Here is a 14540-nt window from a genome sequence, read left to right as displayed (position 1 = left end):
TTGTTGAGCAGGGGCGTGTATCTCCCTCAAAGCCCTACATAGTTTTTATTCTACCATCGGCGCACTCTTTGTTATGGAAGTTCGGGAGTTGCTCACGGAGAATTACGAGAGCATAAACGCTGAGGAGACGCTTTCGAGGGCGCTTTCAAAGTTCAGGGAGAACGACAACGTGGACGTGCTCATAGTTTTCAAGGACGGTAAATACATCGGAATCCTCACGGAACGCATAATCGTGAGGGCGTTTCGAGACCCTAGGACAAAGGTAAAGACCCTGGCAAAAAGGGCGCCGAAAATATCGCCTGAGACGAGCATCCATGACGCCGCCCGCCTCATGTTTGAGAACGAGCTTAAGCATCTGCCCGTTTTCAACAATGGCAAGCTTATCGGCGTTGTCACCGACGAAGCCCTGCTTCTCGCAGTCGCGGATACCGAGTTCGGCGACGTGCCCGTCCGCGAGCTTATGAGTCCCGACGTCATCACCGTCGGCGAGGATGACACGCTCGCCGCCGTGCTCAATACCTTTAGAGAACACGGCATCTCAAGAGCGCCCGTCGTTAAAGACGGCAAGCTTGTCGGCATAGTCACCATGCACGATTGCATCATGGCCATCATTCCGAAGAAGAGGCTCACGAGAGGCGCTATTTCCGAGAAGAAGCCGAGGCTTGGCATTCCTGTTACAAACATCATGACCGAGAGCGTCATTACGATATCTGAGGACGTCGTCGTGAGAAAAGCCGTCGAGCTCATGGTGAGCAACGGCATTTCCGGACTTGTCGTCACGAGAGATGACAAAATTAGCGGAATAGTGACGAAAACTGACATCTTAGAGGCGATTTCGAAGTTAGGCGCCGAAAAGGACGAAGATTTTCTCTTAGAGCTGACAGCGGGTGACGTTAGATTTGACAGGTCGCACGTGGAAAAGGAGCTAAGGCGGCTCGTCGAGAAGTTTGGAGTCTTCTTGAAGCGGGGGGTTGTTCACGTTTACTTCAAACGACATGGAGAACGCTTCAAAAGGCATCCCCTTATCTTCTGCAAGATTAGGATGAGGACGGACGGAAAACTTTTCATAGGACGTGGTGAGAGCTTCGGCGGCGACGCCGCTTTCCACATCGCCCTCGAAAACCTCGAACGCCAAATATTAAAGGCAAAAGAGCTTAATACCGAGTCTTGGAGGTTACTTGAGAAGATAGTCTTAGAGTAGAGCCTGCGCAGAACCGCCCACGCCGCTCCTTCATTTTTAACTTCAGTAGGCACCACATGCGAGTTTCGCCGATACCACGCCCACGTTGTCCTCAGCCAAACTTTATGTCGGTTTGCTTATCTATGTTCTTAAGCACAATTGTAGCGGCAATAAATGCGAATTTTATCATATCGTTAACAGTGTGGAGCGTGACCCGCAGGCGCTCATTCAAGCTCTCGCTCAGGATTTTGCATACCGCAGAACGTTATTCAACATCGTAAAACCGAAAATTAACTAAAAAACTCTCCGAACGACGGCATCTTCGGCTTCAACAAGCCTTCAACAAATTCAAAAGCGTCCTCATAAATGTGCATGTTCGCCGCCAGTAACGTCAATTTCACGGACTCGAAGCCCGTCTTCGCGGCGACGAACTCCGCAAGCCTCGTGAACGCAAACTGGTTTGCGAGAGTCGCTCCGTAGGCGTCGTTAGAACGCATGAACAGCGTTATCCTCAGAGCTTCGGGGTCTTGCGGATCTGCATGGAACACGTAGCCCCTTAAACACGCTGGATCTTCACTCAAAATGTCCCACGGTCTCGATATGACGATTGTGGCACGCCTCGTCCTCTTGTCCTTCCTAAGAAGTTCTATGGCGTGATAAAGCTGGTCTACAGGCTTTTTAAGCTCGAAGAATCCCATGTCGGCGGGCTCATACCTCGCCCTCGAAGCGTAGGTGTAGGCTTCGCCCTCTTCGTAGAGGATTTCGGATTCCGTCGCCGGCAAATTTGTCGTGCCGAGCACGTAACGCAACGCATATTCCTCCAGATATTTCCTTGTGAACGGCGCCTTATCGTCCTCCATGTCCTCCGACGGGCGCTCTATTTCTAAAAGAAGCCTGTGAGCGAACTTTGCCCGCCGCTTTCTCTCGAAAACCTCGCCCCACTCAGTCTCCGTCTGCAGTCCTTGTCGGTAAATGAGCTCAAGAGTCTCACGCCAGCCTGACGGCAGATGCTCCGTCTTTATTAACCCGCCGAGCCGCACCGCTTCTCTCTCACTTTTCCTAGTAGCAGCTCTCGCCTCCGCACTGCTGGTGACCTTTTCTACCTGCCGCTCGTTCCTGAGGTAGTAGTGGGCATTCACGAGATGGGCAGCGATGCTTCCTTTCTCGTAGCCGGTTTCCCTGCAAATAAGCTCCTGAAGCTCGCACAGCCCGTTGAGGTTCAGATTTAAGTAATTGAAAACGTCAACGCTCCTGAAAAAGCCGGTGACGTGCACTTCTTTCCGCTCTTCCCGTCTGCGTCCTCCGCCGTCCTCCTGCTCAACGGCGTCCGCGTCGGCAGCCTCCAAAACCTGCACGTAAATTTCCATGAGAGCGGGCGGAGTCCTGCTCAGCACGTCCCAAGGGCGGGCGACGCTCACGCAAAACCTCCTCGAATACGGCTTCCTCCTTATTAGTTCCACGCCTTTGCCTATCTGGTCTAAGGGTTTTCTGAAGCGGTCGGCATAAGTCTCTTCACGCTCGAAGACGCCGGTGACTCCTCCTATCCTCCAAACTTCGTTTGGCGTCTCTGCAAGAAGTGAGAAGTGGAAGGCGTGCGGCGAGCCTTCGGCGAGCGCCACTTCCGGTCGCTCCACCACGACGAGCAGGTCGTTGATAAATTTGACATTGCCCCGCTCCGACGCCGCTTCCACGCCCCTCACCAGTATCTCGTTGTTTGCCAGCGCGTAAGCCTCGGGTATATCCTTTGCATATATCAGCGACGCCATTCTACCGCCTCGCAGGCTTCTTTATACCCGTGATAATCTCCTTATCGAAGTCGAACACGGTCGCCTCGTCGTTGCCGTTGCATATTTTCAACTTTTTACTGCCGTCAACTTCTCCCACAACTGCTGCCCGCACATCAGCAGCCTCGAAAATCTCTATGCACTTCTCTGCGTCGTTTCCGCTCTCGGTCGAGAGTATGAAGCCGGTGCCCGGATACATTTTCAACCAATGTTCAAGCGGCACGCTCTCAGCCCTTGGAATCGCCCTGAGGTCAACGACGCCGCCGACGTCCGAGGTTTCGAGGAGCATGCCGATGCTTCCGATAGTTCCGGGGTTGCTGATGTCCTTTGCTGCGGTTGCGAGGCATTTCTCGCCGACCTCTGCCATGCAGAGCCGCTGCTTCCTCACCTCTGCGGCGGAGCGGAGCGTCGTGCTATCCCATGCGAGTGGGAACTTCGGGTAAATTCGTCCATGCACGTCGATGCCAACAACGAGGGCGTCGCCGGGCTTCGCTCCGTTTGAAAGCAGGACGCAACCTTTTTTCACTACGCCGACGATTGCGACGTCAAGAGAGTCGTAGGGCGTGTCAGGGTGCATGTGTCCGCCGACCATCGGCACGCCGAACTTCCGAACGCCGTCCCGCATGCCTCGGATGAGCTCGCCGCAAATGCCACGGCTCTGCGTCGCCGCCATGTTCACCATAGCCACCGGCACGCCGCCCATCGCCGCAATATCGTTCACGTTCACGAGCACCGCACAGTAACCTGCCCACCACGGGTCGGCGTCCAACAGCCGCCCCCAAATACCATCTATTGCAAGCAGCACGTAACGCTCATCGTCGAGCTCGAGCACGGCGGCGTCGTCCCCAAAGCCCATCACCGTGCGCCCGCCAACATACTCGGCGTCCCCAAAAAGCCTTGCCACATCATATATCGGCTTCTTCCGCTGCACTCCCTCAAAATCCCGCAAGCTCTCAGCCAGACGCTCAAGGTCTATTTCATCCTCTTGCATCTCCTTTTCTATACAACATTCCTTCTCGCTTAAAAAATGATTCGCAGCTTCCCACCCGCAAAGCTTCGAGCCGCTAAGTTTAATTTACGAGCAATGCCAAAACAAAATCGAACTGAGGCGAAATTTAATGAAGTCGTCCTTACAGCTCGTTAGGGTCATGGGAATACCGGTGAAGTTGCATGTGACTTTTCTTATGGTCCTCCCCCTATTCGCGTGGCTCTTTGCGCAGCAACCCCGCCCCTTCGGCTTTGCTGAGATAAATGACGTTGCATTAAGGTATGCGGTTTCAACCGCCGCCACCATCCTGCTTTTCACCTCAGTCCTCTTGCACGAGCTTTCGCACTCCGCCGTCGCAATGAAATACGGAGCGAAGATAAACAGTATAGTCCTCTTCATTTTCGGCGGAATTGCGATGATGGAAGAGATTCCAAAGGAGCCGAGGGAGGAGGCGAGGATTGCGTTCGCCGGTCCTGCGGCGAGTTTTGCGATTGGGGGCGTGTGCCTCGCCTTCTACCGCATTTTGGGCTTTGGCTCTTACTTGCCATTGGGGCTATTGATTTTAAGCGTTGGTTACCTGAACGTCGTGCTCGCAGCGTTCAATTTAATACCGGCGTTCCCGATGGACGGCGGACGCATCTTAAGAGCGATGCTTGCGAGGAAATACTCGTTTCTGGTGGCAACGAAGAAAGCAGCGCTCGTCGGCAAGGCTTTCGCCATCGCAATGGCGCTCGTTGGAATTTTGAACCCCTGGCTTATCATCATTGCTTTCATCATCTACGTCGGCGCTAGCGAGGAGGAAAGCGCCACGCTCATACACGCAGCGCTCGACGGCTTGAAGGTCAAGCACGTGATGCGCAGCGAAGCCTTAGAGGCGGTGCCACCGGAGCTCCCTCTTACGGAGCTTCTCGACCTTATGTTCTGGGGGCGGCGGCTTGGCTACCTTGTTGCTGACGATAGTGGCGTGCGGGGCTTTGTTTCGTTTGCCGACGTGAGCAAGGTGCCTGTGGAGCGTCGTCCGCACTTAAGAGTTCGAGATGTGATGACGCCGCTTCCTCGAATTTCTGAGGACGAAGACGCCATAAATGCGCTGAAAGAGATGCTGAAGCATAATACGAGCCTGCTTGCAGTTTTTGCTGATGGTACTTTTAAAGGCATAATACATAAGGCAGACATACTAAGATTTGTGGAGCTTGTGAGCGCCGCCGCCAGCGGCAGGAGGCATGCCGACGAGGTGTAGCGTGATGATATGCATAGCAGCGCTGTCCAAGGACATCAATTCTGAAATAGCACCGGAACTGGGCAAAAGCATATACTTCTTCATGCTCGACCCCGAAATGAACGATATGAAAATAACAAACAACACGAGCCTCGGCGCCGGCGGCGCCCTCCGCCCGAACATTTCAGACCTACGAGCGGCGAGAATCCTCGTGCGCACGGGCGTGCGCATGCTCATCACCGGCGGCATCAGAAAAGGAGCGCTTGAAATCCTTACGAACGCCGGTGTCGTCGTCGTAATCGCAGAGGGGAGGATTAAGGAAATTTTAGGAAGATGTTGCTGCTAATCCCCTTTAAAGGAGGGCAGGGGAAGGGGTGGGAAATTTTTAAGTAGAAATATCATACAGGACTGTGGATACCAAATCAATGCAGACGTGAACGGAGCCAAAAACATACTGAGACGAGCCATGGGCTATATGCTCATGGTAGGGGCAGTGTGCTCAGCCCGAAGGGGAGCGCCGCAGCAATCGGGCACACTCCCCAACCTCGTGCATCCGGTGGATGCCCCTTTCAGTGAGGGGAGGAGGTCACAGGGTATTGCGCCTGATCTCCTCTCTTTTCAAAAATGCGAAAAGGGAGTTAAGTAGATTTCGAAGAGGAAAAGGAATGTCTGCGGGCGCGCCACGACGATGCGTTTGGCAAACTTTTTAGACTTTTAACGCTTTAGGGCGGAGTGGGGATGTAGCGATGAAGATAGTGGCGGGGCGTGCATCTCAGGTTTTAGCTTCGAGGGTCGCTGCGGCGCTCGGTTGTGAGCTTTTGCCGTGCGAGTTTCGAGTTTTTCCCGACGGTGAGCTATACACGAGGGTCGCTTCGACCGAGACGCTTAACGATGAGAGCGTGGCGATTATCCAGAGCATAACCTCTGACACCGATTTCATCTGCCTTCTCCAGCTCATTGAAGCCTGCGAGGGGCTTGATGCATCGAAAATAAGCGTCATCATCCCGTATTTGGGATATGCACGACAGGATAAGAGGTTCAAGAGTGGCGAGCCGATAAGCGTGCGGGCGCTTGCGAGATGTATCTTTGCGGACGAGGCATTTGTGATCAACCCTCACTCCGAAAAGGCTTTGAGATACTTTGAAAACGCTCGTAGCGTTAAGGTGCTGGATGCGGCAATGCTCCTCGGCGAGCATCTCCGTGTCCAAGCGAAGGACGTCGAACTCATCGTGGCGCCTGACGACGGCGCTGCAGCGCTCGCTGCCACAGCCGCCGACCATGCGGGCGTCGAATACGACGTGCTTGAGAAGACGAGGCTCAGCGCTGAGGAAGTTGAAATAAAGCCGAAGGCGCTCGACGTCGCCGCCCGCAGCGTGGCGCTCGTTGATGACATAGTTTCGACGGGTGGCACAATAGTAAAAGCAACGACGCTCCTTAAAGAGCTGGGTGCGTCTGAGATTTATGTGGCGTGCGTCCACGCCGTCCTCGTACCCGGCGCCGCTCTTAGAATGTTCAATGCTGGCGTCAAGGAAATCATTGCAACTGACACTTTGGAGACAATCTTCAGCAAGGTAAGCGTAGCCAAGCTCATCGCAAAGGAGTTAGCGTGAACGTTACGTCCACATGAGGAACAACGCAATCGCCACCGTATTATGCGTTACCACGAAGATGTAAAAGATATTGCAGAGAAGCAATAGATAGAACACGAGAGTCTTCCTACTCTCTATTTTGTCAAGTCCGAACGCTTTTTCGAGTTTCAGATTGAAGTCCGCTATGACGCTGTGCAGCGGCAGTTGCAGCTTGCCTCGCACCCAGAGTGCCGAGACCCCTACGAGCGCGACGGTAACGCTAATTTTCAGCGCAAATGCCAAGAAATAACTTCGGTCCAGCACCGCCCGCATCAGAGCGTTCGCCTCGTATGCGAAGTCGCAGTTGCTCAGCAGAAAATAAGTAGTATAGAAATCTAAAACCTGCAAGATGACCAGAGTTACGCATAGGGCATCTATGAGTCGCAATGATAGCTCGCCACTACGCACACGCACGTCCCTCCCCTGAAAAAGTTTTTTAGCCAATCCGCATCCTTAAGTTTATGCATCGTTTAAAATTTTTTTAACATGACAACCGCAGCAGACGCCACCTTTTTCAACATTCTAAAAAGGAAAATATCTAAGAAGACTGGTTTGGACTGTTATAAATATAAAGATAATTATCTAAGACGCCGGATTGACATTCGGATGAAAGAGAGCGGCGTTTCTTCATACCGAGAATATTTGAGATTCCTTGATGAGCATCCTGAGGAATACGTTGCCCTTTTGGACAAAATAACGGTAAACGTGACGCAATTTTTCAGGGACGTAGAAGCGTTCCAAGTTTTTAAAAATGAGGTGCTGCCGCAACTACTTTCTGAAAAGAAGAGACGGGGGAGCAAGATTCTCAGGATTTGGAGCGCCGGCTGCGCAACGGGTGAGGAACCTTATACGATAGCCATCATCCTGCACGAGATGCTCGGCGGGGAGCTAAAAAGCTTTTTGGTTTCGATACTCGCGACAGACATAGACGAACAAGCGCTGAAGGTGGCGGTGGCGGGTTTATACGAAGGAGCATCGTTAAGAAACGTCGAGCGTCGCATCGTAAAAAAGCATTTTGAGCATGAAAACGGCAAGTATCGCATAAAGGACGACATTCGCCGCCTTGTGAGGTTCAAGAAACATGATTTGATTTCTGGTGAAAAATTCTCGCATTTCGACGTCATCTTCTGCAGAAACGTTATGATATACTTCTCAAAGGAGCTGCAGGGAAGACTGCTCATGGATTTTTACGAGGCGTTGAACGACGGCGGCTTTCTGATTCTCGGAAGGACGGAGACGCTGGTTGGGGCGGCAAAGGAGAAATTCGCGTGCGTAAATGCAAGAGAGCGAATTTACCAAAAGATAAAAGCATGCTCGTCTCAGTAAGCCCTCTTTCTGCTGAGCGTCGAACATTCTCCTCTCGACTACTTTTTAATGCATGTGCGCAAATCCAGAGAGTATGGGGCTGAGGAGCTGGCTGCGGCGACTTTCTGCGGAGGGCTTGCTGCTTGAGGTGAGGGAGAGGGTTTCTGCGAGCTATGAGGTTTCGGAGTTTTGCATGCAGCACGACGGCGTCCCACTGCTTTTTCATGCGGTTGACGGCGAACACAGGGTTGCAATGAACGTTTTGGGCTCAAGAGAGCTGCTGAGCAAGCTCTTCGGCGTTCCGAAGGAGCAACTGGCAGCGTTCCTCGCTGGAATTCCGACGGACGGGCTTCAAAGCTCCGTAAGGGTCGTGGAGGATTCTGAGACTAAAGCTTTTGCAAGAGAGCCAGACCTTCGGGAGCTGCCTATCCTCCGCCACTTTAAGAGCGACGGCGGTGCCTACATCACTGCAGGCGTGGTCGTTGCGGAGCTCGACGGCGTTTCAAACGCTTCGTTTCACAGGATGCTTGTTCTTGATGAGCGGCGGCTCGCCGTGCGGCTCGTGCCCAGTAGGCATCTCTACAACATGTATCGAGAGGCGAGGGAGCGTAGCGAGGAGCTAAGAGTGGGCGTTGCTATCGGTGTTGACCCTTTCTTGCTGCTGGCGGCGGCGACGAGAGTGCCGAGAGGCAAGGAGTTCGAATACGCCGCAGCGCTCAAGAAGGCGGCAGGGCTGGAGGGGGAAGTGGAACTTTTCAGGCTGCGAAACGGCGTTGCGGTGCCGCATGCCGAGTTCGTGCTCGAAGGCTTCTTTGGCGGCGATGCCGCAAAGGAGGGGCCTTTTGTGGATATAACTGGCACTTACGACGTCGTGCGTGAGGAGCCAGTGCTCACGCTCACGAGAATTTACCACCGCAAAGACCCGATATACCACGCAATCCTGCCGTCGGGCGGTGAGCACCGCCTCCTGATGGGCGTGCCATACGAGCCTTTGATTTTCAAGGCGGTGGGCAGGGTCACGAGGGTGAAGAACGTCGTGTTAACCGATGGCGGCTGTTGTTATTTGCATGCGGTCATTCAGATAAGGAAGGGCGGTGAGGGCGAGGCAAAAAACGCCTGCATTGCGGCGTTTGCGGCACACCCAAGCTTGAAGCTGGCGGTCGTCGTTGATGAAGACGTGAACATTTATGACGTGCGAGACGTCGAATATGCAGTGGCGACACGGGTGCGCTGGGACAGAGATGTCGTTTTAATCCCGAATGTTAGGGGCTCATCGCTCGACCCCTCTTCGGAAAACGGGCTTACTACGAAAGTGGGCATCGACGCCACGAAGAAGGGCGACGCCCGGAAATATGAGAGAGTTGGCGCAAATATACAACACGCAAATATACAACACGCAAATACGCAAGACGCAAACAACAATGCGATAGCCCATAAACGGCGTTGGACCAAATTAAATTTTATTTCAAAAGACTAATGTGCGAACATGTCGAGGGTCGTTGCCGTTTTAATGATAACTGTTGCAGCAACGGTTTTGCTTGGAGGGTGCATTGAGAGACCGTCAGCTCCGACCTTGCCCATGGCGTCTCCCACCTCTGTCGTTACGCCTGTGCAGCCCGCACCAACGCAGCCGATTAGAATCCTCATGGTCATAGCGCCGGAGGGCTTCAGGGACGATGAGCTTTTCGTGCCGAAGGAGATTTTCGAAGAACATGGCGCAGAGGTCAAGATAGCAAGCATTACGACGAAGCCGGCGAAGGGCATGCTCGGAGCCGTTGTGGAGCCAGACGTTATGATTTCCGATGTGAGCGTTGAGAGTTTTGATGTCGTCGTCGTTATCGGCGGCGTTGGCTCTAAAGAATATCTCTGGGACGATTTCACCCTCAGAACGCTGGTCAAGGACGCTTATGATGCGGGAAAGGTGGTGGCGGCGATTTGTCTTTCGCCAGTAGTTCTTGCAAGGGCAGGTGTGCTGGAGGGCAAGGAGGCGACGGTCTTCCCCGAACCTGAGGCGGTGGAGGAGCTTGAGAGGGGTGGAGCAATCTATGCGGATGAGAGCATAGTGGTCGCCGATAATATTGTGACGGCAAGAGACCCGGAAAGCGCTGAAGATTTCGCTTTGGCGATTTGGGCGGTGCTGCAGGGCTAATTGCTGTTGGCTTGGTGTTGGGAGGGCGTTGCGCTGCGTGCCGCGCGGGTCGTCGTTAGGTTACGATTTCCGGCAAAGAGCCTTTCTTCGCAGCGCTCTTTATTTCCATGGCGACCCTGCGTCCTGGACCCACTTCCTTGCCGTATTTGTATTTCATGTAAGGCGATGTCGGCTCGACGCACGGGCATCCTGGAATACGAGGCGACACGTCGAACACGCAGAATTCAAGGTCGGGCGTGAAGGCGCCCTGCAGGGCGAAAAGCCCAATGATACCCGGTGGATATTCACGCTTACACGCCTCCACGAACCTTTCGCCTGCCTCGAAGATTTTTTCGAGCTGCGACTCTCTAAGCGTCGCTCCCATGTGCCCGATTTCGACATTTTGCGTCGGAACCTTCGCTTCAAGCTGTTCCTCCGCAGGCAGGCTGAGGACGCCGTCGAGGTTCGTCTGGATGCGGCGGTCGAAACCGAGCAGGTCAAGCTCGTCGGTGAGCGGCGACCAGAAGAAGTTGGCGTTGAACTTCGCACCTAAGACGTATTCCTCAATCATCGCCCTCTTTAAGTCCTTCTCGCTTATTATTCCCTTTTTAACTCGCTCCTCTGCCCGCCGCTTGAACTCTTCGGGCGAAGATGCGTAGAAGAAAGCTCTTTCGATTTTTCTGGCTTTTTCGGGGACTTTAACAATGACGAGCGTGTCTATTTCGGCGGGCGACTTGAAGATGCGTGGCATCCTGATGCCAGCCTGCTGCAGCAGGTAATACTGGTTGCGCTCGGCGTCCCGCTCCTCGCTCCGCAAAATAAATCTGTTTCCGAGCATCGGCACGAGGAATCTCCGCTCTATATTGTCGTAGCCGACGTAAACTGAAAACGAGCGGTTCGGCACGAATATTGTGTTTAGCGTTCTGAGTCTTTCCTGCACATCGTCTTGCACGATGTCTGCGAATCTGTCAAGGAGGATGACGTGGTCGAAGAGGTTACGGTAGTATTTCGTGTAAGTCTTCTCACGCCCCCGTTGGCAGATGACTACGGTCTCAAAGCCTTCCTGCTTGGCGCCGTGCCCTATTTCGAGGGCGGAGTGCGAGCCGAGCACGCCAATTCGCAGCTTCGAAGCGTCATAATCCTTTAAGACTTCAGCCACTTCTTTCCTTGTTATCATCTGGTATTATTTCGCCACCGCCCTTTTATAGGATATACGAAAACGGCGGGTTGCATCTACTCCCACCACCGACAAGCAGCCCAGCTTTTTAAAATCAGAGGTCCGAAATATGCTAATGGAAGCAAGGGAACTGCCCGTGCTGACTGTGGATGTTGTCATTCGCAAAGATGAAGGTTTTGTTTTTGTGAAAAGAGGTAAAGAGCCGTTTAAAGGCTATTGGGCGTTGCCGGGCGGCGTCGTTGAATACGGCGAGACGGTCGAGGCTGCCGCCCTCAGAGAGGCGAGGGAGGAAACTGGTTTGGAAATCAAGCTGAAAAGGCTCGTCGGCGTGTATTCCGAGCCCGACAGGGACCCCAGGGGGCACTTCGTATCCGTAGCGTTCCTCGCAGATGCTGTCGGCGGGGAGCTGCGGGCGGGCAGCGACGCTGCCGCCGTCAAAGTCTTCAGAACCAAGCCCTCGCCGCTCGCTTTCGACCATGACAAGATTTTTGACGCCGCCGTTTCGGGTGTGAAGAATGAACGAGGGGAATAAGGAGCTGACGCTCGCAGGCACTGTGCTTTACGGCGAGGATTTCGAGGTTTTTGAGGGCTACGTGGTCGTAGATGTGAGAGGCGGCATAATAAAAGAAGTTTCAAGAAGGTATACGGCGGACGCCGAAGTTCGAGGCGTGCTACTGCCGGCGTTCGTGAATGCGCACACGCACGTCGGCGACGCAGTTGCGAAGGAGCCGCCGGACCTGCCGCTCGAAGCGCTTGTAGGTCCGGGAGGGCTGAAGGAGAGGATTTTGAGAGAGACGCCGCCTGAGAAGCTCATAGCGGCTATGTGTGATGCCGTCGTAGAAATGCTGACGGCAGGCACGTTTACATTCGCGGACTTCAGGGAAGGTGGCGTCGAAGGCATACGCCTGCTGAAAAAGGCATTAGCAGCAGCAGAGGCGGCGGTGATGACCGTGGGTGCGGAGAGAGAAAAAGTTAAAGAACTAAGCGGCGTGGCACGCATTTTAGGACGCCCGTCTCGCTTCAACAACGCCGTTGAGGAGGCAGCCGTCGTTCTTAAGGAGGCGGACGGCATTGGGATGAGCAGCGTCGCAGACCACCCGCTTGAGCTTTTGGAAGAGCTGGCGGCGGCTTCAAAGCAGCGAGGCAAGCTTTTCGCACTCCATGCCGGCGAACGCAACGAGCTTGACATAGAGGCTGCTATTGAGCTTCGCCCTGACTTTCTGGTGCATTTAACGCATGCGTCGCCCTCACACCTCAAAAAGATGCGGGACGCGGGAATAAATGCGGTGGTCTGCGTCCGCTCGAACCTCAGAACGGGCGTGGGGTTTCCGCCTCTTAAAAAAATGCTCGAAATCGGTTTGACCGTGGGCGTGGGTACGGACAATGTCATGCTGAACTCGCCAAACATGTTCTCAGAGCTGGAATTCATCTCTAAGATCTACAGGCTGGACGCACGCACAGTTCTGCGAATGGCTACGCTCAATGGCGCAAAAATTGTGAAAGCAGGCGGCGGCGTGCTCGCCGAAGGGCAGCCCGCAAGAATACTCGTGCTAAGGAAAGACTCGCCAAACTTGAAACACGTCAGAGACGTTTTAAAGGCGGTAGTGAACCGTGCGGGCGTTGGGGACGTGGCAGCTGTTGTCGCATTTTAAACTAATGAAAGTAACACGGCAAAAGCTCACACGTCAGACTCAAGAAAGTTGATGGTGATAAAACTATCAAATTTACGGTTTTTGTAGTTTTCTTCTTGCCGCAGGTTGCGACTGGGAGTTTGAGTTGCTGCGGTGGGGCGACGGCGGTCTAGGCGTCTTGTAAGGTCTTCTGGTCTCGTGCCCGCAGCGCAGGCATGTTGTCGTTATGTATCTCCTCTTGGGGCGAAGGCGCACCCTCGCAGTCAGCCCGGGAATCAAGAAAGCGTTGCACTTCCGGCACATTTTCATCTTCAGATGCTTCGGCAGCCGCACGCGGTAACGCATCCCTATGCGTCTTGCAAGCTCTACGCACCTCCGCCTGTCGTCGTCATCTTCAAAAAAAGTCTCAGCAAGCTCGAAGAGCCGCTCTATGCGTTGCAGTGCAATGTCTCTTACAAACGCTCTGGCTCTCATATTTTTACTATTCCGGCGTCGATGCCGCCGCCGCTGCTGCTCAGCCTGAGGACGCCGAAGGAGTTAAACGGCGCATATTTTTTGTCGGTCGGCGAGCCCGGGTTCAGGAGGAGCAAGCCCTTTACAACACTCTTCTTCGGCACGTGCGAGTGTCCGTAGAGGAGGGCATCAAGCGTCTCGATGTCGCAGTGCTTCTTCAGCAAGGAGACGACACGGCGTTCTAAGCCCAAAGGCGGACCCGTTCCGTGAGTTATGCCGAGGCGAAAGCCCTCGAACTCAACGACAACAACTGCAGGAAGCATTTTTTTAAGCTCCTTCGAGTCCATGTTTCCGTGAACCGCTCGGACTTCTCCGAACTCTCTAAGCCTTTCCAAGACGAAAAGCTCCTCGAAGTCGCCGCAATGCACAATCAAGTCGGCATCTCTCAAACTATTTATGAGAGCTGCAGGAAGTTTGTCCTCCTCTTTTCTGAGATGAGTGTCCGAAACGACCACTACCGTCGGCATACCGCAAACAAAAACAAAAAAGAAAAATTTAGAGCCCGCCGGGGTATCCGCCACCCATTCCGGGGTATCCGCCGCCCATTTCTTCCTCGGAAGGCGGCTTAAATTCCTCCCTCGCCGCCGCAATAACATCGTCAATCCTGAGAATCATGATTGCCGCCTCTATGGCAGAGGTGATTGCCTGCTTCTTCGTGCGCAGTGGTTCGATGACGCCCATCTCCCACATGTCCACGATTTTTCCGGTGTAGACGTCGAGCCCGGCGTTCTTCTTGCCTTTTTCGTGAGCTGCTTTCAGCTCCACGAGCTTGTCAATGGGGTCAAGTCCCGCATTTTCGGCGAGCGTCCTCGGGATGAGCTCAAGGGCTTCTGCAAACTTTTCGACGGCTAACTGCTGCTTACCGTGCAGCGAGGTTGCGAACTCACGGAGGCGGAGCGCGAGCTCAGTCTCGACGGCGCCGCCGCCCGGGACGGCTTTACCGTCTTCGATGACGCTGCCGACGACCCTAAAGGCGTCGTTCATCGA

At 53.8% G+C, this 14540-nt stretch carries 16 protein-coding genes; 9 read left to right on the top strand and 7 right to left on the bottom strand.

Annotation, left to right across the window (positions count from 1 at the left end; all coding sequences use genetic code 11):
• Positions 1-73: 73 nt before the first annotated feature.
• Complete coding sequence (locus ACXJJA_RS05635; protein ID WP_456487241.1) at positions 74-1201, top strand: CBS domain-containing protein; 1128 nt, start codon at positions 74-76, stop codon at positions 1199-1201.
• Between the two features lie 269 nt (positions 1202-1470).
• On the opposite strand, the gene ACXJJA_RS05630 is transcribed toward ACXJJA_RS05635, so the two are convergent.
• Together ACXJJA_RS05630 and ACXJJA_RS05625 are read right to left on the bottom strand one after the other, a co-directional pair.
• Positions 1471-2946 carry a thymidylate synthase gene (locus tag ACXJJA_RS05630; protein ID WP_456487240.1) on the bottom strand — a complete coding sequence of 492 codons (1476 nt, stop codon included), beginning with the start codon at positions 2944-2946 and terminating at the stop codon, positions 1471-1473.
• A gap of 1 nt (position 2947) precedes the next feature.
• Positions 2948-3955, bottom strand: a complete 1008-nt coding sequence (locus tag ACXJJA_RS05625) for a methanogenesis marker 2 protein (protein ID WP_456487239.1) — start codon at positions 3953-3955, stop codon at positions 2948-2950.
• A gap of 127 nt (positions 3956-4082) precedes the next feature.
• Between ACXJJA_RS05625 and ACXJJA_RS05620 the strand changes: the two genes are divergently transcribed.
• The 3 genes from ACXJJA_RS05620 to ACXJJA_RS05610 all read left to right on the top strand — a co-directional run bounded on the left by ACXJJA_RS05620 (position 4083) and on the right by ACXJJA_RS05610 (position 6781).
• Positions 4083-5192, top strand: a complete 1110-nt coding sequence (locus ACXJJA_RS05620) for a site-2 protease family protein (RefSeq protein WP_456487238.1) — start codon at positions 4083-4085, stop codon at positions 5190-5192.
• Between the two features lie 4 nt (positions 5193-5196).
• Complete coding sequence (locus tag ACXJJA_RS05615) at positions 5197-5517, top strand: NifB/NifX family molybdenum-iron cluster-binding protein (protein WP_456487237.1); 321 nt, start codon at positions 5197-5199, stop codon at positions 5515-5517.
• A gap of 400 nt (positions 5518-5917) precedes the next feature.
• The gene (locus tag ACXJJA_RS05610) at positions 5918-6781 is read left to right on the top strand and encodes a ribose-phosphate diphosphokinase (protein WP_456487236.1); all 864 of its coding nucleotides are present in this window, start codon (positions 5918-5920) and stop codon (positions 6779-6781) included.
• 3 nt (positions 6782-6784) lie between these two features.
• Here the strand turns inward: ACXJJA_RS05610 and ACXJJA_RS05605 are convergent, their stop codons facing one another.
• Positions 6785-7243 (bottom strand): DUF5658 family protein, encoded by a 459-nt coding sequence (locus tag ACXJJA_RS05605; protein ID WP_456487235.1) that lies wholly within the window; start codon positions 7241-7243, stop codon positions 6785-6787.
• A gap of 42 nt (positions 7244-7285) precedes the next feature.
• On the opposite strand from ACXJJA_RS05605, the gene ACXJJA_RS05600 reads away from it, so the two are divergent.
• From ACXJJA_RS05600 to ACXJJA_RS05590, 3 genes are all read left to right on the top strand, one after another.
• Positions 7286-8125, top strand: a complete 840-nt coding sequence (locus tag ACXJJA_RS05600) for a CheR family methyltransferase (RefSeq protein ID WP_456487234.1) — start codon at positions 7286-7288, stop codon at positions 8123-8125.
• Positions 8126-8198: 73 nt separating this feature from the next.
• Positions 8199-9581 (top strand): UbiD family decarboxylase, encoded by a 1383-nt coding sequence (locus ACXJJA_RS05595; RefSeq protein WP_456487233.1) that lies wholly within the window; start codon positions 8199-8201, stop codon positions 9579-9581.
• 9 nt (positions 9582-9590) lie between these two features.
• On the top strand, positions 9591-10253 hold the full coding sequence (locus ACXJJA_RS05590) for a DJ-1/PfpI family protein (RefSeq protein ID WP_456487232.1): 663 nt from the start codon (positions 9591-9593) through the stop codon (positions 10251-10253).
• Positions 10254-10308: 55 nt separating this feature from the next.
• Here the strand turns inward: ACXJJA_RS05590 and ACXJJA_RS05585 are convergent, their stop codons facing one another.
• Positions 10309-11409: a formate--phosphoribosylaminoimidazolecarboxamide ligase family protein gene (locus ACXJJA_RS05585; protein ID WP_456487231.1), complete on the bottom strand. Its 1101-nt coding sequence runs from the start codon at positions 11407-11409 to the stop codon at positions 10309-10311.
• A gap of 115 nt (positions 11410-11524) precedes the next feature.
• On the opposite strand from ACXJJA_RS05585, the gene ACXJJA_RS05580 reads away from it, so the two are divergent.
• Positions 11525-11941, top strand: a complete 417-nt coding sequence (locus tag ACXJJA_RS05580; protein WP_456487230.1) for an NUDIX domain-containing protein — start codon at positions 11525-11527, stop codon at positions 11939-11941.
• Positions 11925-13061, top strand: coding sequence for an amidohydrolase family protein (locus ACXJJA_RS05575; RefSeq protein ID WP_456487229.1), 1137 nt, complete (start codon positions 11925-11927; stop codon positions 13059-13061). The genes ACXJJA_RS05580 and ACXJJA_RS05575 overlap by 17 nt, the downstream gene beginning before the upstream one ends.
• A gap of 72 nt (positions 13062-13133) precedes the next feature.
• Here the strand turns inward: ACXJJA_RS05575 and ACXJJA_RS05570 are convergent, their stop codons facing one another.
• From ACXJJA_RS05570 to ACXJJA_RS05560, 3 genes are all read right to left on the bottom strand, one after another.
• Entirely contained in the window at positions 13134-13514 is a 381-nt protein-coding gene (locus tag ACXJJA_RS05570) for a ribonuclease P protein component 4 (RefSeq protein ID WP_456487228.1), read from the bottom strand.
• Positions 13511-14020: a metallophosphoesterase family protein gene (locus ACXJJA_RS05565; RefSeq protein ID WP_456487227.1), complete on the bottom strand. Its 510-nt coding sequence runs from the start codon at positions 14018-14020 to the stop codon at positions 13511-13513. The genes ACXJJA_RS05570 and ACXJJA_RS05565 overlap by 4 nt, the downstream gene beginning before the upstream one ends.
• Positions 14021-14048: 28 nt before the next feature.
• Positions 14049-14540: TCP-1/cpn60 chaperonin family protein (locus tag ACXJJA_RS05560; RefSeq protein ID WP_456487226.1), on the bottom strand; the 492-nt coding region annotated here is incomplete at its 5' end.

The sequence above is a fragment of the Candidatus Alkanophaga liquidiphilum genome (assembly GCF_053996935.1).
The sequence above is the reverse complement of the archived record's forward strand: the minus strand, read 5'-3'. Positions and strand labels throughout refer to the sequence as shown.